This is a genomic window from Methanoculleus sp. UBA303, from assembly GCA_002501655.1.
Lineage (GTDB): Archaea > Halobacteriota > Methanomicrobia > Methanomicrobiales > Methanoculleaceae > Methanoculleus.
Map to the genome: position 1 here is coordinate 1 of DANY01000032.1, position 21,542 is coordinate 21,542.

General features: G+C 59.4%; 21 protein-coding genes. 10 read left to right on the forward strand and 11 right to left on the reverse strand.

Annotation, left to right across the window (positions count from 1 at the left end; translation table 11 throughout):
• The first annotated feature begins 265 nt into the window (after window positions 1-265).
• Genes BP846_RS07365 through BP846_RS07380 form a run of 4 tightly spaced genes read left to right on the forward strand, consistent with a single transcriptional unit; the run spans window position 266 to window position 5,324 of the window.
• On the forward strand, window positions 266-1,147 hold the full coding sequence (locus BP846_RS07365) for a ParA family protein (protein ID WP_292393946.1): 882 nt from the start codon (window positions 266-268) through the stop codon (window positions 1,145-1,147).
• A gap of 3 nt (window positions 1,148-1,150) precedes the next feature.
• Window positions 1,151-4,009, forward strand: coding sequence for a methyl-accepting chemotaxis protein (locus tag BP846_RS07370; protein ID WP_292393948.1), 2,859 nt, complete (start codon window positions 1,151-1,153; stop codon window positions 4,007-4,009).
• Between the two features lie 10 nt (window positions 4,010-4,019).
• Window positions 4,020-4,499, forward strand: a complete 480-nt coding sequence (locus tag BP846_RS07375) for a chemotaxis protein CheW (RefSeq protein WP_292393950.1) — start codon at window positions 4,020-4,022, stop codon at window positions 4,497-4,499.
• Window positions 4,500-4,529: 30 nt separating this feature from the next.
• Complete coding sequence (locus tag BP846_RS07380) at window positions 4,530-5,324, forward strand: CheR family methyltransferase (protein WP_292393952.1); 795 nt, start codon at window positions 4,530-4,532, stop codon at window positions 5,322-5,324.
• Window positions 5,325-5,346: 22 nt separating this feature from the next.
• Here the strand turns inward: BP846_RS07380 and BP846_RS07385 are convergent, their stop codons facing one another.
• Window positions 5,347-5,607: a hypothetical protein gene (locus BP846_RS07385; RefSeq protein WP_292393954.1), complete on the reverse strand. Its 261-nt coding sequence runs from the start codon at window positions 5,605-5,607 to the stop codon at window positions 5,347-5,349.
• Window positions 5,608-5,790: 183 nt separating this feature from the next.
• On the opposite strand from BP846_RS07385, the gene BP846_RS07390 reads away from it, so the two are divergent.
• Entirely contained in the window at window positions 5,791-6,387 is a 597-nt protein-coding gene (locus BP846_RS07390) for a hypothetical protein (RefSeq protein ID WP_292393956.1), read from the forward strand.
• Between the two features lie 2 nt (window positions 6,388-6,389).
• On the opposite strand, the gene BP846_RS07395 is transcribed toward BP846_RS07390, so the two are convergent.
• The 10 genes from BP846_RS07395 to BP846_RS07440 all read right to left on the reverse strand — a co-directional run bounded on the left by BP846_RS07395 (window position 6,390) and on the right by BP846_RS07440 (window position 15,471).
• Window positions 6,390-6,575, reverse strand: coding sequence for a hypothetical protein (locus BP846_RS07395; protein WP_292393957.1), 186 nt, complete (start codon window positions 6,573-6,575; stop codon window positions 6,390-6,392).
• Between the two features lie 29 nt (window positions 6,576-6,604).
• Entirely contained in the window at window positions 6,605-6,856 is a 252-nt protein-coding gene (locus BP846_RS07400; RefSeq protein WP_214077252.1) for a DUF7123 family protein, read from the reverse strand.
• A gap of 392 nt (window positions 6,857-7,248) precedes the next feature.
• The gene (locus BP846_RS07405; protein ID WP_292393959.1) at window positions 7,249-7,776 is read right to left on the reverse strand and encodes a hypothetical protein; all 528 of its coding nucleotides are present in this window, start codon (window positions 7,774-7,776) and stop codon (window positions 7,249-7,251) included.
• Window positions 7,777-8,045: 269 nt separating this feature from the next.
• Window positions 8,046-9,881: a DHH family phosphoesterase gene (locus tag BP846_RS07410; RefSeq protein ID WP_292393961.1), complete on the reverse strand. Its 1,836-nt coding sequence runs from the start codon at window positions 9,879-9,881 to the stop codon at window positions 8,046-8,048.
• 14 nt (window positions 9,882-9,895) lie between these two features.
• Entirely contained in the window at window positions 9,896-11,098 is a 1,203-nt protein-coding gene (locus BP846_RS07415) for a potassium channel family protein (RefSeq protein WP_292393963.1), read from the reverse strand.
• Window positions 11,099-11,134: 36 nt separating this feature from the next.
• Window positions 11,135-12,331 carry a magnesium transporter gene (locus tag BP846_RS07420; protein WP_292393965.1) on the reverse strand — a complete coding sequence of 399 codons (1,197 nt, stop codon included), beginning with the start codon at window positions 12,329-12,331 and terminating at the stop codon, window positions 11,135-11,137.
• Window positions 12,332-12,352: 21 nt separating this feature from the next.
• Complete coding sequence (gene rnz, locus BP846_RS07425; RefSeq protein WP_292393967.1) at window positions 12,353-13,306, reverse strand: ribonuclease Z; 954 nt, start codon at window positions 13,304-13,306, stop codon at window positions 12,353-12,355.
• Window positions 13,294-14,067 carry a sugar phosphate isomerase/epimerase family protein gene (locus BP846_RS07430; RefSeq protein ID WP_292393970.1) on the reverse strand — a complete coding sequence of 258 codons (774 nt, stop codon included), beginning with the start codon at window positions 14,065-14,067 and terminating at the stop codon, window positions 13,294-13,296. Before BP846_RS07430 ends, rnz begins: the two co-directional genes overlap by 13 nt.
• The gene (locus BP846_RS07435) at window positions 14,064-14,612 is read right to left on the reverse strand and encodes a dephospho-CoA kinase (RefSeq protein WP_292393972.1); all 549 of its coding nucleotides are present in this window, start codon (window positions 14,610-14,612) and stop codon (window positions 14,064-14,066) included. The genes BP846_RS07430 and BP846_RS07435 overlap by 4 nt, the downstream gene beginning before the upstream one ends.
• Before the next feature lie 148 nt (window positions 14,613-14,760).
• Window positions 14,761-15,471, reverse strand: a complete 711-nt coding sequence (locus BP846_RS07440) for an anaerobic ribonucleoside-triphosphate reductase activating protein (protein WP_292393974.1) — start codon at window positions 15,469-15,471, stop codon at window positions 14,761-14,763.
• Between the two features lie 177 nt (window positions 15,472-15,648).
• Between BP846_RS07440 and thiC the strand changes: the two genes are divergently transcribed.
• The 5 genes from thiC (at window position 15,649) to BP846_RS07465 (ending at window position 21,437) form a co-directional block, all read left to right on the forward strand.
• Window positions 15,649-16,923, forward strand: a complete 1,275-nt coding sequence (gene thiC / locus BP846_RS07445; RefSeq protein WP_292393977.1) for a phosphomethylpyrimidine synthase ThiC — start codon at window positions 15,649-15,651, stop codon at window positions 16,921-16,923.
• Window positions 16,924-17,304: 381 nt separating this feature from the next.
• Window positions 17,305-17,721 carry a carboxymuconolactone decarboxylase family protein gene (locus BP846_RS07450; RefSeq protein WP_292393979.1) on the forward strand — a complete coding sequence of 139 codons (417 nt, stop codon included), beginning with the start codon at window positions 17,305-17,307 and terminating at the stop codon, window positions 17,719-17,721.
• Window positions 17,722-17,839: 118 nt separating this feature from the next.
• Window positions 17,840-18,430 (forward strand): 5-formyltetrahydrofolate cyclo-ligase, encoded by a 591-nt coding sequence (locus tag BP846_RS07455; RefSeq protein ID WP_292393981.1) that lies wholly within the window; start codon window positions 17,840-17,842, stop codon window positions 18,428-18,430.
• 47 nt (window positions 18,431-18,477) lie between these two features.
• Entirely contained in the window at window positions 18,478-20,901 is a 2,424-nt protein-coding gene (locus tag BP846_RS07460; RefSeq protein ID WP_292393983.1) for a CDC48 family AAA ATPase, read from the forward strand.
• 92 nt (window positions 20,902-20,993) lie between these two features.
• Window positions 20,994-21,437 (forward strand): Hsp20/alpha crystallin family protein, encoded by a 444-nt coding sequence (locus BP846_RS07465; RefSeq protein WP_292393985.1) that lies wholly within the window; start codon window positions 20,994-20,996, stop codon window positions 21,435-21,437.
• The last annotated feature ends 105 nt before the right edge of the window (window positions 21,438-21,542 follow it).

The following is a 21,542-nucleotide window of genomic DNA, read 5'->3' on the forward strand; positions in this document are numbered from 1 at the left end:
CCGTGGGGGAGGGGGACGAAGGCTAGATATGGTCGGTTATTTTGGAATCGATGCACTAGCACCAAGGAGCCCGGACGAACTTAAGATGGACAGCCGATGCCTTCCCGCACCCGCTCCTCTGCACCCGGGAGGATTTGCTGGCAGATACAAGTTGAATTTATCATCAAGAGTGCCCGGGCTATCGGAATGCAGAACATACATCGCATATGCACAGCATCATAAAAATAGGTTTAAGAACCCCCATTCCAAATAGAGGTATCGAGGGGTGCTGGATATCACAATTGTAGCGTTTGCCCACCACAAAGGTGGCACGGGAAAGACGACATCATGCCTCAACGTCGCAGGATACCTCCAGAAAAACGGAAAAAGTGTTCTGGTGGTAGACTGCGACCCGCAGGCCAATGCCACAACGGGGCTGGGGGTTAATCCCAATACCCTTGAACTGAGCATGTACGATCTCTTCATGAGCACGTTTGAAGGCTTTCCTGACGTCGTGATCAACGATATCATCGTCCCCACGGCATCAGGGATCGATCTTGCTCCGGCAACCCTGGACCTTGTGGGGGTTGAGCCCTATCTCTACGGTATCGAGGATAGGGCAGGGCTGCTCAAGGCGGCGCTCGCCCGGGTGAGAGGCACTTACGACTTCATCCTGATCGATACACCCCCAAGCATGGGCCAGTTCGTCATCAACGGCCTCATCGCGGCGGACCACACCATCGTCACCCTCGATCCCGGCACCTTCGCCCTCAAAGGCATGGAAGCCTTATCGACGGTCTTTGGCGACATCAGGGAGATGCTCGGAGAGGATGTCACCGCAGATTTCGCCATTCTGACCCGCTGGAAGGGTCTGGATGATCGGGCAGCCGGAACAGGCGGCCTCGCACTCTTCCTGAAACGGATCTTCTCACCCGGCCCCTCCGCCGAAGAAGGGAGGGAGAGAGAACGGCTGAAGGCGTTTGAGGCCGAGGTCAGGAAAGCGTTCAAACAGGTATTCATAGTCCCTTACTCACCTGCAATCTACGAAACACAGCAACAGGGACTTCCCATCTCCCACTACGCACCCGAGAGCGACGCCGGCAGAGAATACCGGGCAATAACTACTGCGCTTCTGGAACTGGACGAGAAGCATGAGAAGGATGTGTAATTCATGATCGATAGACCTGGAAGAAAAGCATTATTTACCGGGCCGGTTGTGCCGGGTACGACAGGACATGAACAGGGGCCGGCGGTGCTGCCCGAGGCGATCGAGGCTGCACTCCATGCGGGGATCAGTGGCGACGGCTCCGCAAGGATCGACCTTGCCGGCGTTCCGGAGGGATTCCGGCCCCTGGCCGCCTCGATCAATGCACTGCTCGCGAAGAAGGAGGAGGAGAAGCAGGCCCTCAGGAGTCGGCTGGAGGAGGCCAGAACGCTTCTGAAAGGATCCGATATGATCATCGAGCAGAACCCGATGCCTATTCTAGTCGTTGACACGCAGTTCAAAATAACTGTGGCAAACACTGCCTATGCCGAGATGAGCGGGATCCCGATGGATCAGGTGCTCGGTAGAAGCCTGAGAGGCTTCAAGATAACATCGCAGAAGGGTTCCGGCCTCCGGCAGGCGATCCAGGAGAAGAAACGGGCGTACGCCGAAGTCGTTGTTGAACTGCCCTCGGGCACCCATACGCTCGAGCAGTACGGCATCCCTCTTCTTGACAGGGAAAATGCGGTCGAGAGCATCCTCATCGTCTATAACGATATCACACGGCAGCGGGAGGGAGAGGAAGAGGTCAGGGTCCAGATGGAGAGTATTGCCGAACTGCAACGGCAGTCCGATACGATCGTCCAGAAGAACCCGATGCCCATGCTGGTCGTCGATACCGGGATGAAGATCCTCACGGCCAACGAGGCATACCTCCAGCTGACCGGCATCGACCGGTCGCGTATCGCCACGATGACCCTGCGGGACTTCAAAGTTCTCGCTCAGAAAGGAGAAGGGCTCAGGAAAGTGCTCACCGAGAAAGTGCGGGTTTACGGCGAAGTGACGGTTGAGTTCCCCTCCGGGATCTACATCCTGGAACAGTACGGGATCCCCCTCCTGAATGAGAAGAACGAACTGACAGGGATCCTGAACGTCTATAACGACATCACTGAAAAACGGAAAGAAGAGGACAAGATTCGCGGAATGCAGCATCGCATCGACACGATGATCAAGGAGAACCCGCTTGCGATCGCGACACTTCGCCCGGACAAGAGCCGGATCGACATCAACGACGAGTATGCCCGGATGTGGCGGGGGACACGGGAAGAGACCCTTGCAAAGAAACTCTACGACTACGATATCACCATCCTTGAGGGCGACCACTTCTACGCCTGCTACGAGACGAAGAAACTCGCAAGGACCGACGTCATGGTCAAGTGGCCTGACGGCACGAAGAAGTATCTCACCCTCAACGCCATTCCAATCCTCGATGCAAAGGGCGATATCGAGATGGCCTTCTACGTCTGGAACGACTGGACCGAGCAGCAGATGAAGATGGAGGAGATCCAGGAACTTCAGGAACGGACAGGGGTGATGATCCAGGAGAATCCGATGCCCATCCTCCTCTGGAACCCGGACATGACCCTGAAGATGGTGAACAAGACGTTCCTGAAACTCACGGGGTACACTGAAGATCAGGCGTCGCAGCTTACCGCTCGCGACTTCAAATACACCTCCCAGTCGGGACAGGGGGCTCTAGAGGCCATCCGGACCCGGCAGGCAAACCGCGGTGAGGCCACGCTGGAGTTACCGGCCGGCACCTATACCGTCGAGCGCTACAACATCCCGCTTCTCGACCGTGCCGGCAACGTAGACTCTGTACTCACCGTCTACAACGATGTCACCGAGCAGCGAGAGAGAGAGGATCAGGTCAGAGCTCTCATGGAGACCGCGAAGCGGGAGGGCGAGAGACTCGCAAAGAGCGCCGAAGGACTCGGAGGCGCGCTCGCCGCCATGGCAAAGGGCGATTTGACGGCGTTCGTGGACGCAGAGGCCAACGACCCGCTCCTGAAGGTGAAGGGTGACTACAACGCTTCGCTGACCGCCATCCGCTCGCTCCTCGCTGAGGTGGCAAGGGCGGCCCACCAGGTCGATATGACCACAAAAGAGGTCAGCAAGAGCTCCGACGAGATCATCCGGGCCACGGAACAGGTCGCCGTCTCGACGCAGCAGTCGTCGGAGGATGCACGACGCCAGCTCGACAAGATCAAAGAGATCGGGACTGATATCAACGACCTCTCGGCGTCCATCGAGGAGATAGCAAGCACGTCGCAGGAGGTCATGGAGCATGCCTCGAAGGCGTCGAAGGAGGGGAACGAAGCGGCCTCCCTCGGCGAAGTCGCGACGAAGAAGATGCTCCTCGTCGAGGAGATCTCCAAGCAGACCGTGGAAGAGATCAGCACCCTCAACAACCAGATGCGGGAGATCAATAACATCGTGAAGTTGATCACCGACATCGCCAACCAGACCAACCTTCTCGCACTCAACGCCGCAATCGAGGCCGCCCGGGCCGGGGAGCACGGCCGCGGGTTCGCCGTGGTCGCAGGCGAGATCAGGAACCTTGCCGGGGAGTCCAAGCGGGCGAGCCAGGATATTGAGGACCTGATCCGGACGATCCAGGCAAGCACCGACAAGACCGCAGGATCAATGCAGGCATCCCACCAGGAGATCCAGGCAGGCATCGAGAGTGTCAACAAGGTCATCGTGGGCTTAAACCGGATCGTCAACGGCGTGGAGGTCGTCGCCCACGGCATCACCGAGATAACGAAGGCCACCGAAGATCAGGCAGGCTCCACGAACAACGTGATGCAGAAGATGGACGAGTCTACCCACATGACCAAGGAGAGCCTGGACCGCACCGAGGATATGGCGGCACTCGCGGAGGAGGTCAGCGCGTCAACCCAGGAGGTCGGGAGCGCATCGCACGAACTGGCAGGTATGGCTGAACAACTTGAGAAGTTGATGAGGGAGTTCAAACTCAACTAAGGAGGAGACGATGGCAGCATCCGTAGACGTGGTAGAGTTCCAGCTCGGGGCGGAACACTACGCGCTGGATATCCAGATAGCACGAGAGATCGTGGAGATGATGCCGATCACTCCCCTCCCCCGTGCTCCCCGATACCTTGCGGGCATCATCAATCTGCGTGGCGAGATCACGAACATCATCGACCTCAGAGGCCTCCTCGGGCTTCCCGAATCCGGCGGGATCGAGAACCGGAAGATCGTCGTGCTGATGCCGGATGTGGCGGGCGGGTCGAACGTGGGGATCATCGTCGATGATGTTCACAGTGTCATCTCGGTTCGGGATGAGCAGATTGAACGGATCAACGACGGTATCACGTCGTCGATCAGCGATTATGTGAAAGCGATCATCAAGATAGGGAACGATAGCAACGGGAAAGCAAAGACCCTCATCATCTGGCTTGACGTCCAGAAAGTGGTCAGCGATCTCGGACACTACCAGAACACCCCGTAAGCCAAACGCCCGGCAAGAGAAGAATACTGCATGGATGCATTCACGTCGCTCCAGAGGAGCATCGAGAGACTGGTCAGGATCAAGTGCTCGAATTACAAAGAGGATTACATCAAACGACGTATCCTCTCCCGGATGCGCCTGACGAACGCCACTGACTACGAGGCCTACCATAAGTATCTCCTCGCAAATCCGCAGGAGATCGATCTCCTGCGTAACGCCCTCACCATTAACGTCACGAAGTTCTTCCGGGACCCGGAAGTCTTCGAGGTGATCCGGCGGGAGGTGCTGCCGGATCTAGCCCGTCGCAGGGGATCGATCAGGATCTGGTGCGCCGGCTGCTCCACGGGCGAAGAACCCTACTCGATCGCCATCCTCGCGCACGAACTGACGGCACTGCACCGGGACGTCAGCGTAACGATATACGCGACCGATATCGACGCCGTGGTGCTGCAGAAAGCCATGACCGGCATATATGACCGAAAGGCGCTTGAGAATGTGGACGAGCGCCAGATCCGGAAGCACTTCACCAGCCATGATGACGGCACGTTCGAGGTCCGCCCCCACATCAGGGACCTCGTCAAATTCCGGCAGCACGACCTGATGTCGGGCATCCCGATCGCCCGGTACCTCGACGCCGTCACCTGCCGGAACGTCACTATCTACTTCACTGAGAAGCAGAAGAACGAGCTTGCACGCCTTTTTCACTCCGCACTCGGTATTGACGGCTACTACATCATGGGGAAGACTGAGTATCTGGCAAGAGAGGTGGAGCACCTCTTTGTGCCCTACAATGTCGCGCAGAAGATACTGCGGAAGGCCGCATAACACAACGTCGATCGGTCTGAGGTTACCAGCGGCGGCCGGAAGAATCCGCGCCCGCCCCGGTCTCGTCGAACTTCGACATCCGGCGCATAAAGGCCTTCCGGGCCTGGTAGCGCTTCAACTCGGAGAGCAGCAGGAAGAGGTTTACGCCGACGACGATGATGATAAGCATGAGGCTGATCCAGCGCTGGCCGTCGTTCTGGGTTGTGATGAAGGTAGCTACAAGGAGCACTACGAACGAGAGCAGATAAAATACCACCCATGTGCGCACCTCAGGGACTTCCATGCTCTCATCAGGACAGTAGCACCGTTTCCGTATTAACGGTTCCGTTTTATAATGACTATTGAGAAGAAAGATAAGGTAAAATGGGGATGGCTCGACACCTGAACAGCAATCTCCGACTGTATATGGACAAGGATATGAAGTCAAATCCGAAGATGTTTTTGCCTCGCACATCCCTCTACACCTGTGGATAAAGGCGACGTCTTCAGCATCCTTGCTGCCCTGATCATTGTCTCAGCGATAGCGATGGTATTTCGTCTGCCTGCAGCGGAAGCCGGATCAGAGGTTCAGGAAAGCCTCACACCGGAGAGTATCCCGACGCCTTACGTCACGGCTCCCCCGGTGCCGGCATCGTCTGTACCGCCCGGACCCGTCAGGCTATCGTACACGACCAGGGTCTGGGATTACCCCTGCTGTCACCTCCCCAACAACCTCACGCTCTACGGAGGGTCTGACCCGCCCTGGAATGAGGCTCCGGGCATTGTCCCGTTCGCGTACATTGAGGAGGCACGAGGAGGCATCACCGAGGCACTCCACGTACCGTACGCGGTCTGGAGGCTGAACTGCAGTGTCTCTGCAACGGTAAGGCCTGAGGCGGCACACTTTCGGATGGCGCTGGTCGAGCTGGAGAGTGGGACCATCGTAGAAGGGGCTGACCTCCGCTATCCGGGCACTATCATCAAGAACGTCCAGAGGGGGGGTAAGGACTTCTACCTGATCGTCAGCGTAGATGAGGTCGACTCATACCGCATCACCCTGGAGACGCTTCCGGAATACATCTGAATTCAGATCTTCTCGACGGTGATCCTGACCCGGTCTCCGGCCCGTACACCATGGCCCTTCGGGACATCGATGTTGAACCAGAGCACATCCGGGTTCTCATAGTTCTTGTCCTGGGACATGAGGCAGTCTTTGTGGTCGTTGATGGTGGCCACAAACTCGATAGGTGCTTCGAACTCAATGATCTTCATGCCCTAAAGTAGAGCGTTCCAGAATAAAATTATGATGCACGGGGGGTAACACGCCACGTTGTACTGTTCGAGTAGCTCCAGCGCCTGATATCCAGCTCGTCACAGATCTCCGAGAGGATAGCTAGATTGATACCGACCTCTTTTGGGGAGAGGCCCAGATCGGTTGCGATGTATTTTGACTTGAAGTAGGATTTGCCTGCTTTCAACCCGGATTTGAGGTGGTACAGGATCTTTCGCTGGGTATCGCTATATCTTTCTTTAATACGGTCCTTCGTCGACATCCACTCGTTCCCTCGTGAGCAAGTGCTTTTAGTGCAGAGCAGTATATATGCTTACCCATTTGAGATCCTAAAATCTCAGGATGAGTATACAACTATTTGTATACAATTGGGCATCGCCGTGCCAATCAGCGGATCAGGGAGCACCTTCAGCTTACCCAACACCGTCGACCGGCCATCGCCTGCGCGAGTGCCCGTGAGAGGGACGGGCCACCCCCTCCCGTTTCACCCAACACGGAGCCGCACAACGGCGCCGGGAGCGACGTCGGTGTCGTGGATAGCCGGTCGTCTCCGGTCGCAATCCCCATCAAGCCGGGCGCAGCGCCGTTTGCGTAAGGGATCCTTGCCGCAACCGGTCTCGTTCAGCGAGGAGGCTCCGGATGGACCGCGCCCTATTACCTCCTGTTCCTCAATAGAACGACCAGAAGCCCGGCGATTGCAACAGCCGCGATGATGCTGATGAGCGAGAGGGGGGCTGACGCCGTTGGGCTGGGGTTTACCTGGGCTGCCTGTATCGGCGTGAACGTCGGCATCTCAACTGTCGAAGTCTCTGCTGGCGTCGCTTCCATCGTCACCTCATCCGTCCCGACTATGATGGGAGGTCCCGTCTCCATAGCGGTCTCGTTGGTTGTATCATTGGTTGTATCATTGGTTGTCATGCTGATTGTATCGTTGGTTGTCTCTACCTGAGTCTCCTCTGGGGTCTCATTATCCGGGCTCCCTACCTGAGTCTCCTCCGGGGTCTCATTATCCAGGCTCCCTACCTGAGTCTCCTCCGGGGTCTCGTCAGGTGTCGGAGGAAGAGTCCAGGTCAGAGGAGTCGTAGGCGCCGCATTCTGGGCAGCCACGGGGAGCACAAAGGCCGTCGCTGCCACAAGCAGCACAACCAGGAGTCCTCTCCACATCCATCTATTTCCTGCCATGAGGACACCCATATGATATAACCCTATTTTTATATTTCGGTTGTTTTCAAAACCACGCCGGCGGCGAACCCCCGGCGCTACGCCGTGAGGCAGCCAGAGAGTGCTCCAGGGCAGCAGAGCACATGAAGAGAAGAGAGGTTACAGTGTAACAGCCGACAAGGGCCGTGGCCGGCATCGCAGAGGCCCTTCTGGCGCTGGTTCCCCGGAGGCGATCCACATGCCGCAGGCGAAGACTGCCTCCCCGCACCACCGGCAGGAAAGAAGTAGCATCAGATTGGTGCTTCACCAATCTTCTGGATCAGGCTCTCAACCACCGGTTCGCGCATACCCTCCACGAACTTGATGCTCCCGACGACAAGGTGGCCGCCGCCGCTCACTCCCCCGCCGGCGATCTCGCTATGGAGTTCACGCACCATCCGGGGTATGTTCATCATGACGCCCCGGGAACGGAGAACAGCAAAGTCCGGTCCGAACCCGAGCGTGACGACCGGCACTCCCGGGCGCTCCCGGACCAGCCGATCGTGCACCTCCCCCGAGGTCTTACCCGGCGGCGGGAACGTGAACCGGTGAGCGAAGAGTTCCACGTCGAGCATGAAGAGGTGAGCGCCGTTCGGCAGCGTCCGGCTCTCGACGTGAGGCATGATGGCCTCCATCTGCTCCTCGATCGCCCGATTTGCCTCTTCGACCAGCAGGTCGACGAACTTCGCATGGCGTTCGGGGTTACCGGAGAGGTTCAGGATATCCTTGACGATCTCTCTCCCGTCGCTGAACCGGAGCCAGAACTGCTCGTAGTCGAGCGCCAGCGCGATATCACGGCAATCGTCCTCCGAGTACTCAGGCGCCGCCAGCGCGATGTAACGGGCACGCTCCGGCGCTTCGCTCCGGTCGCCGACCCCCGCAATCGCCGGCAGGTGCCGGATCTGATCTTCGACCGCCGGATTGACCAGGCGGGCGATCTCTGTTCCCAGCATCCCGGCCGTGATCCCGTAATCGCCGCCCACATGGTAGGGATTTACGTGCCCGATCAGGTACTCGTCCACAACCTCGTCAGGATGGTGGTGGTCCACAACCATCACCGGAAGGCCGTAGATTCGGGTCACCTTCAGCGACGGCATATCCTCCTCGGTGGACCCGTTGTCCATCAAGAGGATCATCGGCATCTTCTGCCCGTAGCGGGCGTTGTCCTTGAGGGCGAAGTCAAGGTCCCGCGTTATATCCTCGATCTCGTAGAACGGGGCCTTGGACGGAGACCTCTTGAAGAGGAAGTACTCCGCGTCGAAGTCCCCGCCGCTCTCCCGGAGCAGCGCTGTCACCGCCTGTTCGATAGCAACGGCAGCGCATATGCCGTCAGCATCCGCATGATGCCGGAGGACGATTGGCCGCGCGGTCAGGACCGCTTTCCTGATCTCCTTCGCCACCTTGCGCATCTGCGGCCTGAGGGCGCGAAGAACATCGCTCTCCACGAGGAACGGGAGGTCGACGGGTTCCGCACGGAGATCAAGCGCCGCATCGATGCGCTCTCTGACCCGCGCCGTATCCTCCGGCGCGAGGACCGTCATGGACCCGATCTCGATCTGGAGCTGGTTGTTGCGCTGCATCACCTCACCCGTGAGGGCGACGATATCCCCGAGGTCGACCTCGGGGTATGCGCGGACACCCGCCTCGATGAACGCGGCCCCGTTTGCGGTGCCGGACTCATCCACGATGGTGAAGATCGTCGGCCCTGACGTCTGCTTGATCTGAGCGACCTCACCCTCGATCAGCACAGTCCTGCCGATCTTCTTCCCGATATCCGAGAGGAGGACACTCGTTGTCTTCTTGGTCACGTTCTGGGTCTGGTAGACGGTCGGCGTGACCTCCTCGAGGTCGATGTTGCCGTTACTCCGGATCTGGAGGACATGAACGATGATCGGATCGCGTTCCTCGTGCTGCACCTTCACGTTGCTCTTATGAACGAGCCCCTTGACCCGGTCATTTAGCTGGACAAAGACGCCGAACGGGGCAAAACCCTGCACTCGTCCCAGATAAGCCTTTCCTTCTTCCACCTCGTCGAGATCACAGTTTGCTCCGAGGCGATAAACAATCATATCTTTGGTATCTCCCATAGTACTTCTCCTAGTCATTCTTCGGACATCTCGACGGTGTATCCGGCAAGGTCATACAACCGGCATTCACCATCCCGTCTGCCCTTTGCGATGATAAGGTCACCGCTCCGAAGTCGAATATGCTTCCCCGGGCGGTAGACCCACCGGTCGCCGTGCTTGATGGCGAGCACGACCATCCCCGTCACCGTCCCAAGTGACGCCTCCTTGAGGGTCCTCCCCACAAGCGACGATGACTCCGCCACAGGTATCCGCGTGATGATCTCATCCGATTCCCTGACGATCTTCTTAAAGACCGGCGGGATCTCGATGTTGCGCAAAAGGACGTCGACGATGGAGTGGGCCGAATCACTGATCGCCTGCGCAAACGATGACATATACAGAAGACCCCGGAGGTAGCGCACATCGTCGATCTTCCGCGCAGCCTCAAGGATCCAGAGGTCCAGGTCGTAGCGCATATCATCGAGCGTCGAATCAAGGGCGACCACCTCGTGCGCCACCTCCTTGTTATCGAAGAGCAGGGAGGTGTACGCGAGTCCTACGGAGAGTTCCGAGAGGTTCTTCATCTCGATGATCAGCCCGACCGCCCGGTCAAGGTCGTCGACCTCACCCGCCTGCGAGGGTTCACCCCCCGGACACGCCGCCGTCCCCGCCATCAGGGAGAGGATATCCGCTCCGGCTTCCGGACCCCGCGATATCAGTATATCCCCGCTCTCCACCCGGGTAGTTTTGTCGGGATCATATATCCAACCCTTCCCACGCCGGATGGCAATCACCTGCATACCCGTCGTGCTCTGGACTTTGAGGTCGCCGAGCGTGCGACCGGCAAGTTCGCTGCTCCGGCTGATGATAACCCGGGTGACGATCTCTTCTGCCTCGGGGAAGACGCGCTTGAGTTTTGCCGGAAATCGGATATCCTTCAGGATGAGCTTTGCTATATCCGAAGCCGAGTTTGCAATCCTCTCCGCCGCCTCGGCAACCTGGAGCATGCCGCTCATCGCCTCGGCCTCCTCGAGGCGCCTGGCGCCGAGAACACTCTGGATTCGGGCCTGGTATACCAGTTTATTCATGCTCTCCTCGAGGTTGATCACTTCGAGGGCTATCTCTTTGCTATCGAAGAGTATCGCAGAGTACGAGAGATCGATCATCAACTCTGAGATATCCTTCATCTCGATCAGAACATCTTTGAAGCTGATCGGGTGGTATTCGTGTTCCGTCATGGGTCTGTCAACCGTTCTTTTTGATGCATCCTTTCGTTAGAGCAGCAGATCTATCACTGCCACGAGCGTAGCCGCACCGATCAGATCGATCAGGCTTGTGATGACAGGGATTCCGAAGTTATCGGGATCGAGACCATACCGGAATGAAAGGCTCGCGGTGACATATGCCGCGCCGTTCACCAGTGTCATGACGACCAGACCCGCCACAAGGCTGATAGTGACCAGCATTCCAAGGCCGGGGCTGTTTAACCCCATGAGCACCGCCGCACCATGCGCTATGAGCGCCAGCAGTGGAAGCAGTATCAACGTATAGAGATAGGAAATAATAAAGTGATGCACAACGCCGCGCTCGGGGAGGAACGAGGGGTTGAGTTCACCGGTATGCATCCCGGTCGATAGGCGAGACCCAAGGATGCCGCCTATCGATCCGAGGCCGCCCATGAATGGCGGTATCAGGATAAGAAACACAGCGAACGCCACCAGATTGTCGAGGCTGAGGGAGTAGGTCAGCCCGGCCAGCGTCCCGAGGACGCTGAGCGGGATAAGGAGGGAGAGGTTCTCCCGGACGACGGTCCCGATCCCCTCCGACCGACGCCGGGTGTAGAGGATGGCGGCGATGGCCGTGACGACGACGACGGCCCCGAGTGCCAGACGGGCCAGGGGAGAGAGGAGCATGACGAAGACCGCGGAGAGCACGAGGATCGGGAGCGTGACGATATCCCCGGAGGTGGTGACGGTCGGGGCAGCGATCATATCGAGGTCGAGGCCGTAGCGGTAACTCGCAAGCGCGATGATCACGGTGATCCCCATCACCACGAACCCCGATATGATCCCGCTCGTGACCGATATCAGCACGAGGTCGGCAATGCCCACTACGGGAAGCCCAAAAATGCGACTCGCTACGTAGGCGAAGATGCCAAGAACGAACGCTATGAGGACGGTCACCACAAACGAGGCGCGGATGTTGTCGCCGAGAACACAACCTTCCTGGAAGTCGATGGAGAACTCTCCAAGATGCATCGACGACGAGAGGCGGGATGCAAGGACTCCGGCGATGTTGCCCCGCATATCGATGATCGACGGCAGAAGCACCATCAGGCCGGGTATCAGCCCGAGGACTTCACGGACGGAACCAAGATAGATGCCTGCAATGCTCGATGCAGCGGCACTGACGAGCAGCGCGCCAAGGCCGGTCAGGATCAGGCGGTTCTGGCTGTATAGGCCCTGAAACATCACCATCACCCTCCATCTCGATCAACTCCGATACGGGATCTCCAGCACCGCCAGATCGGCCGGCAGGATCACATCTCCCTCATACTGTCGCTTCGCATCGCGTATATGGTTTACTGTACTCGTATAGCGGGAGCTTATGTGCATCAGGGCAAGCATACGGGCGTTTGAGGCCGCAGCCGCCTCTCCGGCCTCACCGGCAGTGGAGTGCAGGACCTCCCGGGCGCGGTCGCTCTCCTGATCGTCGAACGTTGCGTCGTGGATCAGGAGATCTGCGTCGCGGATCATGCCGGCGGCATCGGGCAGGTGCTGAATGGGCCGCGTGTCTCCGGTATAGACAACCTTCCTTCCCGGGCGCGGCTCTCCCAGCACATCGGCGGGCCGGACCTCGGTCTCGACGCCGTCGATGACGACGCGGACTACTTCACCGCGCTGCAGCCGCCCGAAGAGCGGGCCCGGCGGGATACCGAGCGCAATGGCCCGCTCGCGGTTGAACCAACCCGGTCGTTCATCCTCCTCCAGGACATAGCCAAGCCCGGGGATGCCGTGATACGTAGCAAATGCCCGGACGGTGTAGCCGTTGAAGGGCACGACCGAACCGTGCTCAAGGACATGACCGGTGACGGAGTAACCCCGGGTATGGCCGCTAATCTTCTGCACGAGATCGACAAATTCGCTGACCCAGGGCGGGCCGTAGATCGGGAGCGGATCGGTCCGCCCCATGAACCCGAGCGTCTCAACGAGCCCGAAGATGCCGAGGAAGTGGTCGGCGTGCCAGTGGGTGACGAAGATGGCGTCCACGGTAAACCCGGTCCGGGCACGCATCATCTGCTGCTGGGCGCCCTCCCCGCAGTCGAAGAGCAGGGTATCGGAGCCGCGCCGGATCAGGACGCAGGAGGGGTTGCGCTGTGGGGACGGGAGCGCTCCCGCCGTGCCGAGGAAGTGGACGTGCAGAGTCTCGCCGGCTATACGAACCACTTCCTGAATGCCGCAAGGCTCCGTTTTGCCTCTTCGAGCGTCCGGCCCTCGATCACGACCCGGCCGGAGTAGTCGCGGGCGACGACGCGCCCGACCTTCTCCCAGGCGATGGTCCCATCACCGAGGGCGAGGTGCTCGTCCGACTGACCGTGGTTGTCGTGGATATGCAGGTGACTGACCTCCCCGACGTGCGCAAGGAACGCATCGACCAGGCCGTTGGTGTTCGCGTGCCCGACGTCCAGTGTGATCCCGATCCCGGGAATCCCTTCGGTGAGTCCGAGGATCTCCTCGGGGTAGCGGCAGAGGAAGTCCCTGATGCTGATCATGTTCTCGACACATGCAAGGACGCCATGGTCCTCCGCGTATTTCCCGATCTCGACGAGTGCGGTCTTCTGCATCTCCCAGACCTTCTCGGGGACGAGTTTCCCGACGGGGGATACAAACCCGGGGTGGACTGTCACCCGGTCGGTCAGGTCGGCCGCGTGGTGGATGCAGCAGCAGGTCTGGCGGATGGATTCGCGCCAGATGGGGTAGTTCAGCGACGCGAGGTTCAGGTCGCTATAGGGGGCGTGAACAGTCGCGAGGAGGCCGGTGCTCTCAAGGTTCTCCTGGACAGCGGCAAAGTTCTCGGGGTTGTCCAGGCGGTACTTCCCGTCGGCGACGATCTCCCAGCCAGTATACCCAAGTTCCTCGATCCCGAAGACCCAGTCCCGGGATTCCCAGACTTTCGATGAGGATGAAAAATATGGAACAAGGCTCATGTTATATCTCCAGGCCGGCAGAGCAGGGCGCGGACCTCTGCAGCAAACTCTTCAAGCGTGCCCTCGTTCGTGATCCGGCAGTCCGCCTGCGAGAGAGCTCGACCGAGCCCCCACCCGAGTTCCCGCTCGTCGCGGGCCCGGAGTTCTCCGGCGGTGAGAGAATCATCGGATCGCCCCCGGTTCGCGAGCCTCCGGTAGCGCGTCTCAAACGATGAGACGATCCCGATGAGTATGAAGTCGGGGAAGTGCTCTTTGAATGTCGCCACCTCGTAATCTCCCCTGATACCGTCCACCAGGACCACCGGAGCAGTCTCTGCCTCGATGGCCGGGATGGTGATCCGGGCGATGGCGTCCAGGCCGAGGTCCGAGCGCAACTTCCCCGACATAGCGCCGAGGTTCGCGTCCGTCGCTGGAAGCCCGGCCTCCCTCACCCGCTCCCGTATTGCATCCCCCATGACCACGACAGGAATCCCAAGGTCCCGGGCGATCCTTGATACCTCTCCTTTCCCGCTTGCCGGCATACCAACGATTCCAATGACCTTCATCAGGTTTCTCCATCTAGTTATGCTATCGTATCCAGAACAGCGGGCCGTGCCGGCGAGAGACCGGCTGCAGAATCCCGGCGGTGCAGGTTGCGGCGGCCGCCACAGACATCTCCATGAACGTGCGTTCCCGACGATATTATGTTTAACGTCACCGGAACAGTTCCTGCTCCGGATCGTAGCCGACCTCGCCGTCCTCCCGGGTCCGTATCCGGACCTTCCGCCCGAGCGGTGCCGCTGCTGCCTCGAGTTCCTGTCGGGTCAGGGGGTCGAATCCCTCGGCCACCCCCTGCTGGAGGACGAGGGCGAGCCCGCAGGCAGCCTCCGCGATGGACGCGAGATCGCCCTCGCGGCCCCGGAAGAGGGTGACCACGATCTCGCAGGTCTCAAGACTGCCTTCAGCCTTTGCCCGCCTGCAGAGGGCGAGCGACTGCTCCACTGCACCGACGGCAGCCACGCCCAGGAGATCGTCGTAGCGCTCCCACGTGGTCTTGACGTCGAGGGCGACCATGTCCACCAGGCGCTCCCGGAGGAGGTTCTCGATCACCCGGGGAAACATGCCGTTTGTGTGCAGGCCGACGGAGAGCCCCATGGTGCGGGCGGCGGCGGCAAGGTGAATGAGCGCAGGCCCCTGCAGAGTCGGTTCCCCACCGGAGAAGACCACGGCGCCTGCAACCGTGCGGGAGCCCCGGATCATCGCGATGACCTCGCCCGTATCGCGGAGGTCCTCACCTCCCTGTAGGGCGGCGTTATGACAGTAAAAGCAGCGCGCGGGGCACCCTCTGAGGAAAACAGTGCAGGCCGCCCGTCCTCGCCAATCGACGGTGCTGATCGGGACAAAGCCCCCAAAATTGACGTACAAACTAATTCACCGGATGGTATACTGGTGCTCCTCGATCGCTTGTAAGCCTTGGCTTTCCGGCTACGAAACCAGACCTGAATAAGAGTAAGTCAAGTTTACTTGTTGAGAAAACAACCGTATTTTAGCCTGAATCCTAAAAACAAGCCTTTATCAACTCTTTCCCTCAAATATAATGGCATGGGTCTCATAGAAGACGCCCGGCGCGGCGTCGTCACCGAGGAGATGCGGATCGTCGCAGCAGCGGAAGGTGTATCTGAAGAGTTCGTCAGGCACGGCGTGGCTGAAGGCCACATCGTCATTCCGGTCTCTCCCTACCGGAAGGTGAAGATCTGCGGTATCGGCGAAGGGCTCCGCACCAAGGTCAACGCGAGCATCGGGACGTCGACGGATATGGTCGACGTTGATATGGAGATCGAGAAGGTCCGGCAGGCCGAGCGTGCCGGTGCCGATACACTGATGGAACTCTCCACCGGCGGTGACTTTGCAGAGATCCGGCGCCGGGTCGTCGAGGCGACCACCCTCTCGGTCGGGTCGGTCCCGCTCTACCAGGCGTTCATCGAGGCCGCCCGGAAGCACGGGGCGGTTGTCCACATGGAAGAGGACGACCTCTTCCGGATCACGGCGGAACAAGCAAAACTCGGGACCAACTTCATGGCGATCCACACCGGGATCAACTACGAGACGATGAAGCGCCTGCAGAACCAGGGGCGGCACGGCGGACTTGTCTCCCGGGGCGGGGCCTTCATGACTGCCTGGATGCTTCACAATGAGAAGGAGAACCCGCTCTACGCGGAGTTCGACTACCTGGTTGAGATCCTGAAAGAGCACGAGGTCACCCTCTCGTTCGGCAACGGTATGCGGGCGGGTGCGGTCCACGACGCTACCGACCGTGCCCAGATCCAGGAACTGCTCATCAACGCGGAGCTCGCCGATAAGGCGCATGCCGAGGGTGTGCAGGCGATCATCGAGGGGCCGGGGCACATCCCGGTCGACGAGATCCAGACCAATGTCGTGCTGCAGAAGCGGGTCACGAACCGGAAGCCGTTCTACATGCTCGGTCCGCTCGTCACCGATATCGCGCCCGGCTACGACGACCGGGTGGCCGCGATCGGGGCCGCACTCGCCTCCTCATACGGCGCCGACTTCATCTGCTACGTGACGCCGGCGGAGCACCTGGCGCTCCCCACCCCCGAGGAGGTCTACGAGGGCGTCATCAGTTCGAGGATCGCCGCCCACGTCGGGGATATGATCAAGCTCAAAAAGCGGGACGCCGACCTCGAGATGGGACATGCCCGCCGGGACCTCGACTGGGAGCGGCAGTTTTCAGTCGCGATCAACCCCGAGCGCGCCCGGGCGATCCGCGCCGAGCGGATGCCGGCCGATACCGACGGCTGCACGATGTGCGGAGACTACTGTGCGCTGAAGATCGTCGGACGGCACTTTAACTTCTGAAGAGAGACATGGGGAGCGCGTGATGGCGCTCCCCGGGATCTCGTTTTTGGGGTATTGTTCTCCGGGTAGCGGAGGGGCGCCGGCGGGGTGGAAGGGGGTTGTGGAACTTTCTGCCTTTTTGTGCAACTGCTTTTGAAGCAAAATGATTGCTTTAACTCCTATCGTTCTAATAGCCGCATAACCTCATCTACGGCTTTCGTGGGGATATCGCCACGCACTGCCCCCACCCCTGGGGGGATTACCCTCTCCGGTCCAGCGCACCCGGATCGCGGGAAAATATCGGTCTAATACGCTTGCACACAAGAACACCCGAACACCCTCACATCAAAAACCGCACCATTATCGTCATCCCTATCGACATTCACGTAAGAGGACAGTCTAATGAAACCCGAAAATGAACAGTTAATCAACGACTTCCTAACCCATGCAGACGACCTCGGCGACGAGATCACGGAAGACGTGAGGGAGATGCTCGGCGTCGTGCCGTTCATCTTCACCCTGCTCCGCGACCGGCCCGATATCTTCGCGCTCTCCGCCATCGCCGACTACCGGATCTCCCGCCCGGGCTCCCTCGACGCGAAGACCGCCGAACTCATCGCCATTGCTGCCGCTGCGGGCGCGGGGGCGGACAACTGCCTGAAAGTGCACATGGGGGCTGCCCTGAAGGAAGGCGCATCCCGCGATGAGATCCTCGACGCTCTCCTGATCGCCGCGATGATCGGGAAGACCAAAGTCCTTGCATCCTCCCTCCGCCAACTCCGGGATGTCTGCGGTGAGGGGCAGGCATCGAAGAAGTAGGCCGCCTGCGCTGAAGCCCGGGGAGGTCCGGGTCCGGCCCGAAGGAAGGCGTACCCGTCGTCGCTCAGTCTTCGGGCATGCATGCTTTATGTGGTAATTTGCCCAAAACTCCCATATAATGAGCCAGACAAAGGCGGCACTCCGTCAGCAGGCAAAGGAGGCCCGATCCCTTCTCTCACCTTCACAGATCGCCGAGCATAGCAAGATCATCAGCCAAAGACTCCTCAACCTCCTCAACGGGTTTGAGACCGTCATGGTCTACGCCTCAAAAGCCCTGGAGGTCGAGACAAAAGACCTGATTGTAGACCTGAACCTGCGGGGTGTGCGGGTCATCGTGCCCATCATCGAACGGGAGACCTGCAGCCTCCGCCTCTCCTACCTGCCGGACCCCGCGATCCTCCTTCCGAGCACGTTCAACGTGCCCGAACCGGTCGGGCACGAACTTCCGGCCCGGCCCGAAGAGGTCCAGGCGGTCATCATACCGATGCTCGCCTTCGATGCCGAAGGAAATCGGCTCGGTTACGGTGCCGGGTACTACGACCGCTTTCTCTGCCGGTATCCCCACCCGCAGAAGATCGGCATCGCGTTCTCCTGCCAGCAGGCACAGAGCATTCCTGTCGACGAAAACGATGTGAAGATGGATTACATCGTTACAGAAAAGGAGATCATCCGGTACAACAGGAGGGACGACGCAGAAAAGTATAAATAAAAAGTCGCACTTACCTATGGTAAACCCTACAGGAGGAGATTGTTCACATGGCTAACACCGAATCTGTTGAGGTGACCATCAAAGAGGCGGCCCACGAGGACGCCGGCCGGGGAATCGCCAGACTGAGCATCGACACCATGAAGGCGCTCGGCCTCGTCAGCGGCGACGTCATCGAGATCGAGGGGCGTCAGAAGGCGGCGACGCTCATATGGCCGGGATTCCCGCAGGACACCGGCAAGGCGGTCCTGCGCATCGACGGCAGCACCCGGAGCAACGTCGGAGCCGGGATCGACGACAACGTCCGGATACACAAGACCGAGGCTGGATACGCCAAGAAGGTGACCATCCAGCCGACCCAGCCCATCCGCCTTGTGGGCGGCGAGCAGTACCTGGGAAGGATCCTCCGCGGCCGGCCGGTCACCGAAGGGCAGCACGTCCGGGTCAGCATCCTCGGGAACCCGCTCACGTTCGTCATCGCCAGAGTGGCCCCGAAAGGCATCGCCATCGTCACCGACAGCACCGAGATCGAGCTGAAAGAGACCCCGTATGAGCCCGAGGAAGGGCGGCGCGAGACTGCGGCCGACGTCCACTACGAGGACATCGGTGGCCTGGACCGCGAGTTGCAACTCGTCCGGGAGATGATCGAACTCCCGCTTCGGCACCCCGAACTCTTCGAACGCCTCGGCGTCGAGCCCCCGAAAGGCGTCCTGCTCTACGGCCCGCCCGGAACGGGGAAGACACTGATAGCAAAAGCGGTGGCAAATGAGGTGGACGCACACTTCATCACGCTCTCGGGCCCCGAGATCATGAGCAAGTACTACGGAGAGTCCGAAGAGCGTCTCCGTGAGGTCTTTGAGGAAGCGCAGGAGAACGCACCCTCGATCGTCTTCATCGACGAGATAGACTCGATCGCACCCAAACGTGAGGAAGTTAAGGGTGAGGTCGAACGCCGAATCGTTGCCCAGCTCCTGGCCCTGATGGACGGCTTGAAGACCCGGGGTCAGGTGGTGGTGATCGCCGCAACGAACCTCCCGGATATGATCGATCCTGCCCTCCGGCGCGGTGGCAGGTTTGACCGTGAGATCGAGATCGGCATCCCGGACACCAAGGGAAGACAGCAGATCTTCCAGATCCACACGCGGGGCATGCCGCTTGCCGAGGACGTGAACCTCGACGACTACGCCCGCTCCACCCACGGCTTTGTCGGCGCCGATATCGCGCTGCTTGCAAAGGAGGCGGCGATGCACGCGCTTCGCCGGATCATACCCCAGATCAAGATCGAGGAGGAGATCCCCACCGAGATCATCGACCAGCTCCGCGTGACGAACGAGGACTTCATCGAAGCGCATAAGCACGTTGAGCCGAGCGCGATGCGTGAGGTGCTCGTAGAGATCCCCGATGTCAAATGGGAGGACGTCGGTGGACTCGACGACGTCAAGGCCGAGCTTGCGGAGGCCGTTGAGTGGCCGCTCAAATATCCGGAGATATTCGCCTCCCTGGACACCGAACCTCCCCGCGGGATCCTGCTCTTCGGGCCACCCGGAACGGGTAAGACACTCCTTGCAAAGGCGGTCGCAAACGAGAGCGAAAGCAATTTCATATCCGTAAAGGGTCCTGAACTGCTCTCGAAATGGGTCGGAGAGTCAGAGCGGGGCGTTCGCCAGGTATTTCGGAAAGCGAGGCAAGCAGCACCGTCGATTATCTTTTTCGACGAGATTGACGCACTTATGCCCAAACGGGGATCTTATATAGGATCATCGCACGTAACTGAAAGTGTGGTAAGCCAGATCCTGACAGAGCTCGACGGCCTCGAGGAACTGAACAATGTCGTGGTTCTCGGCGCTACCAACCGCCCGGACATGTTGGACGAGGCGCTGCTTCGCCCTGGCAGATTGGACCGGATGATATACGTCCCGCCGCCCGACCGGGAAGGCAGAAAGAAGATCTTCGAAGTGTATCTCAAGAACCGGGAGATCCTCGCAAACGACGTAAACATCGAGGAACTGGTCGACAGAACCGAGGGTTATGTCGGAGCCGATATCGAGGCGCTGGTCCGTGAAGCAAAGATCTCCGCCATGCGCGAGTTCATCGCTGCCATGGGAGGGAAGACTGAGGAAGAACGGCGCCAGGCGATCGGCAACGTGAGGATCACGAAGAAACACTTCGAGGATGCCCTCTCCCGCGTGAGAGGCACGTTGGATATCGACCGGCTGGAGGAGAGCGAACGTCACTCCTGGCAGATCCTCTATAACCAGGAGCAGCGATCGACGCTCGAGGATGCCATCTCGACGATCAACCGTGCCAGAACGCAGAAGGGCGAGAAGACCGAGCAGGAAGTCAAGGATCTGACGCAGGCCCTGAAAGATGCGGTCTACCAGAGAAAGAAAGACTTCGGCGAGATCAAACGTCTCACAAAGGAGTTGAAGATCAGGATAGAACGCCCGCTGCCAAAGGCCGGCATGGCGTTCTGACGGGGGCGCCCCACCCAGGGGGTGCGCTCCCATCCCCGGGGAAGTTATACGACTTCCCCTCATCAGGATAAACAGAAACAACCGTGATGCACATGAGTGACAGCCCAGCAGACATCTTCCAGCAACTCAATGAACTGATGAAACGCCTCATGGAGCAGGGGCTCAAAGAGCAGGGAGACCAGAACAGGCCGTTTGCCTACGGATTCAAGATCGTCCTCCATGACGCCGGCACAACAGAGACTCCGGCAGAGGAAGCGGATCCCGTAGCAGAACCCTCTTCCGAGGGGACCATCGAGCCGATAGCAGAGATGTACACGACCGATGATGACGTGACGGTGGCAATTGATCTCCCGGGTGTCGAGAAGGAGAATATTCACCTGTCACTCATCAACGGCACGCTGACGATCATCGCCGGCGGTAACCAGCTGACTTCGGTTGAGATACCGACCGTGGATGCCGACTCCATGCAGTCGAACTACAAGCACGGCGTCCTGGAGGTCAAATTCTCCCGCGGCAAATCGATCAGGATAGAATGAACGGCTAACATTCGGCAGGCCACAGTACTTTTACCGGCGGTATCCGGCAGATGTACCAATGCGCCGGGGAGCGCAAGAGGGTATGCCCGCAACCCATACCCCTCC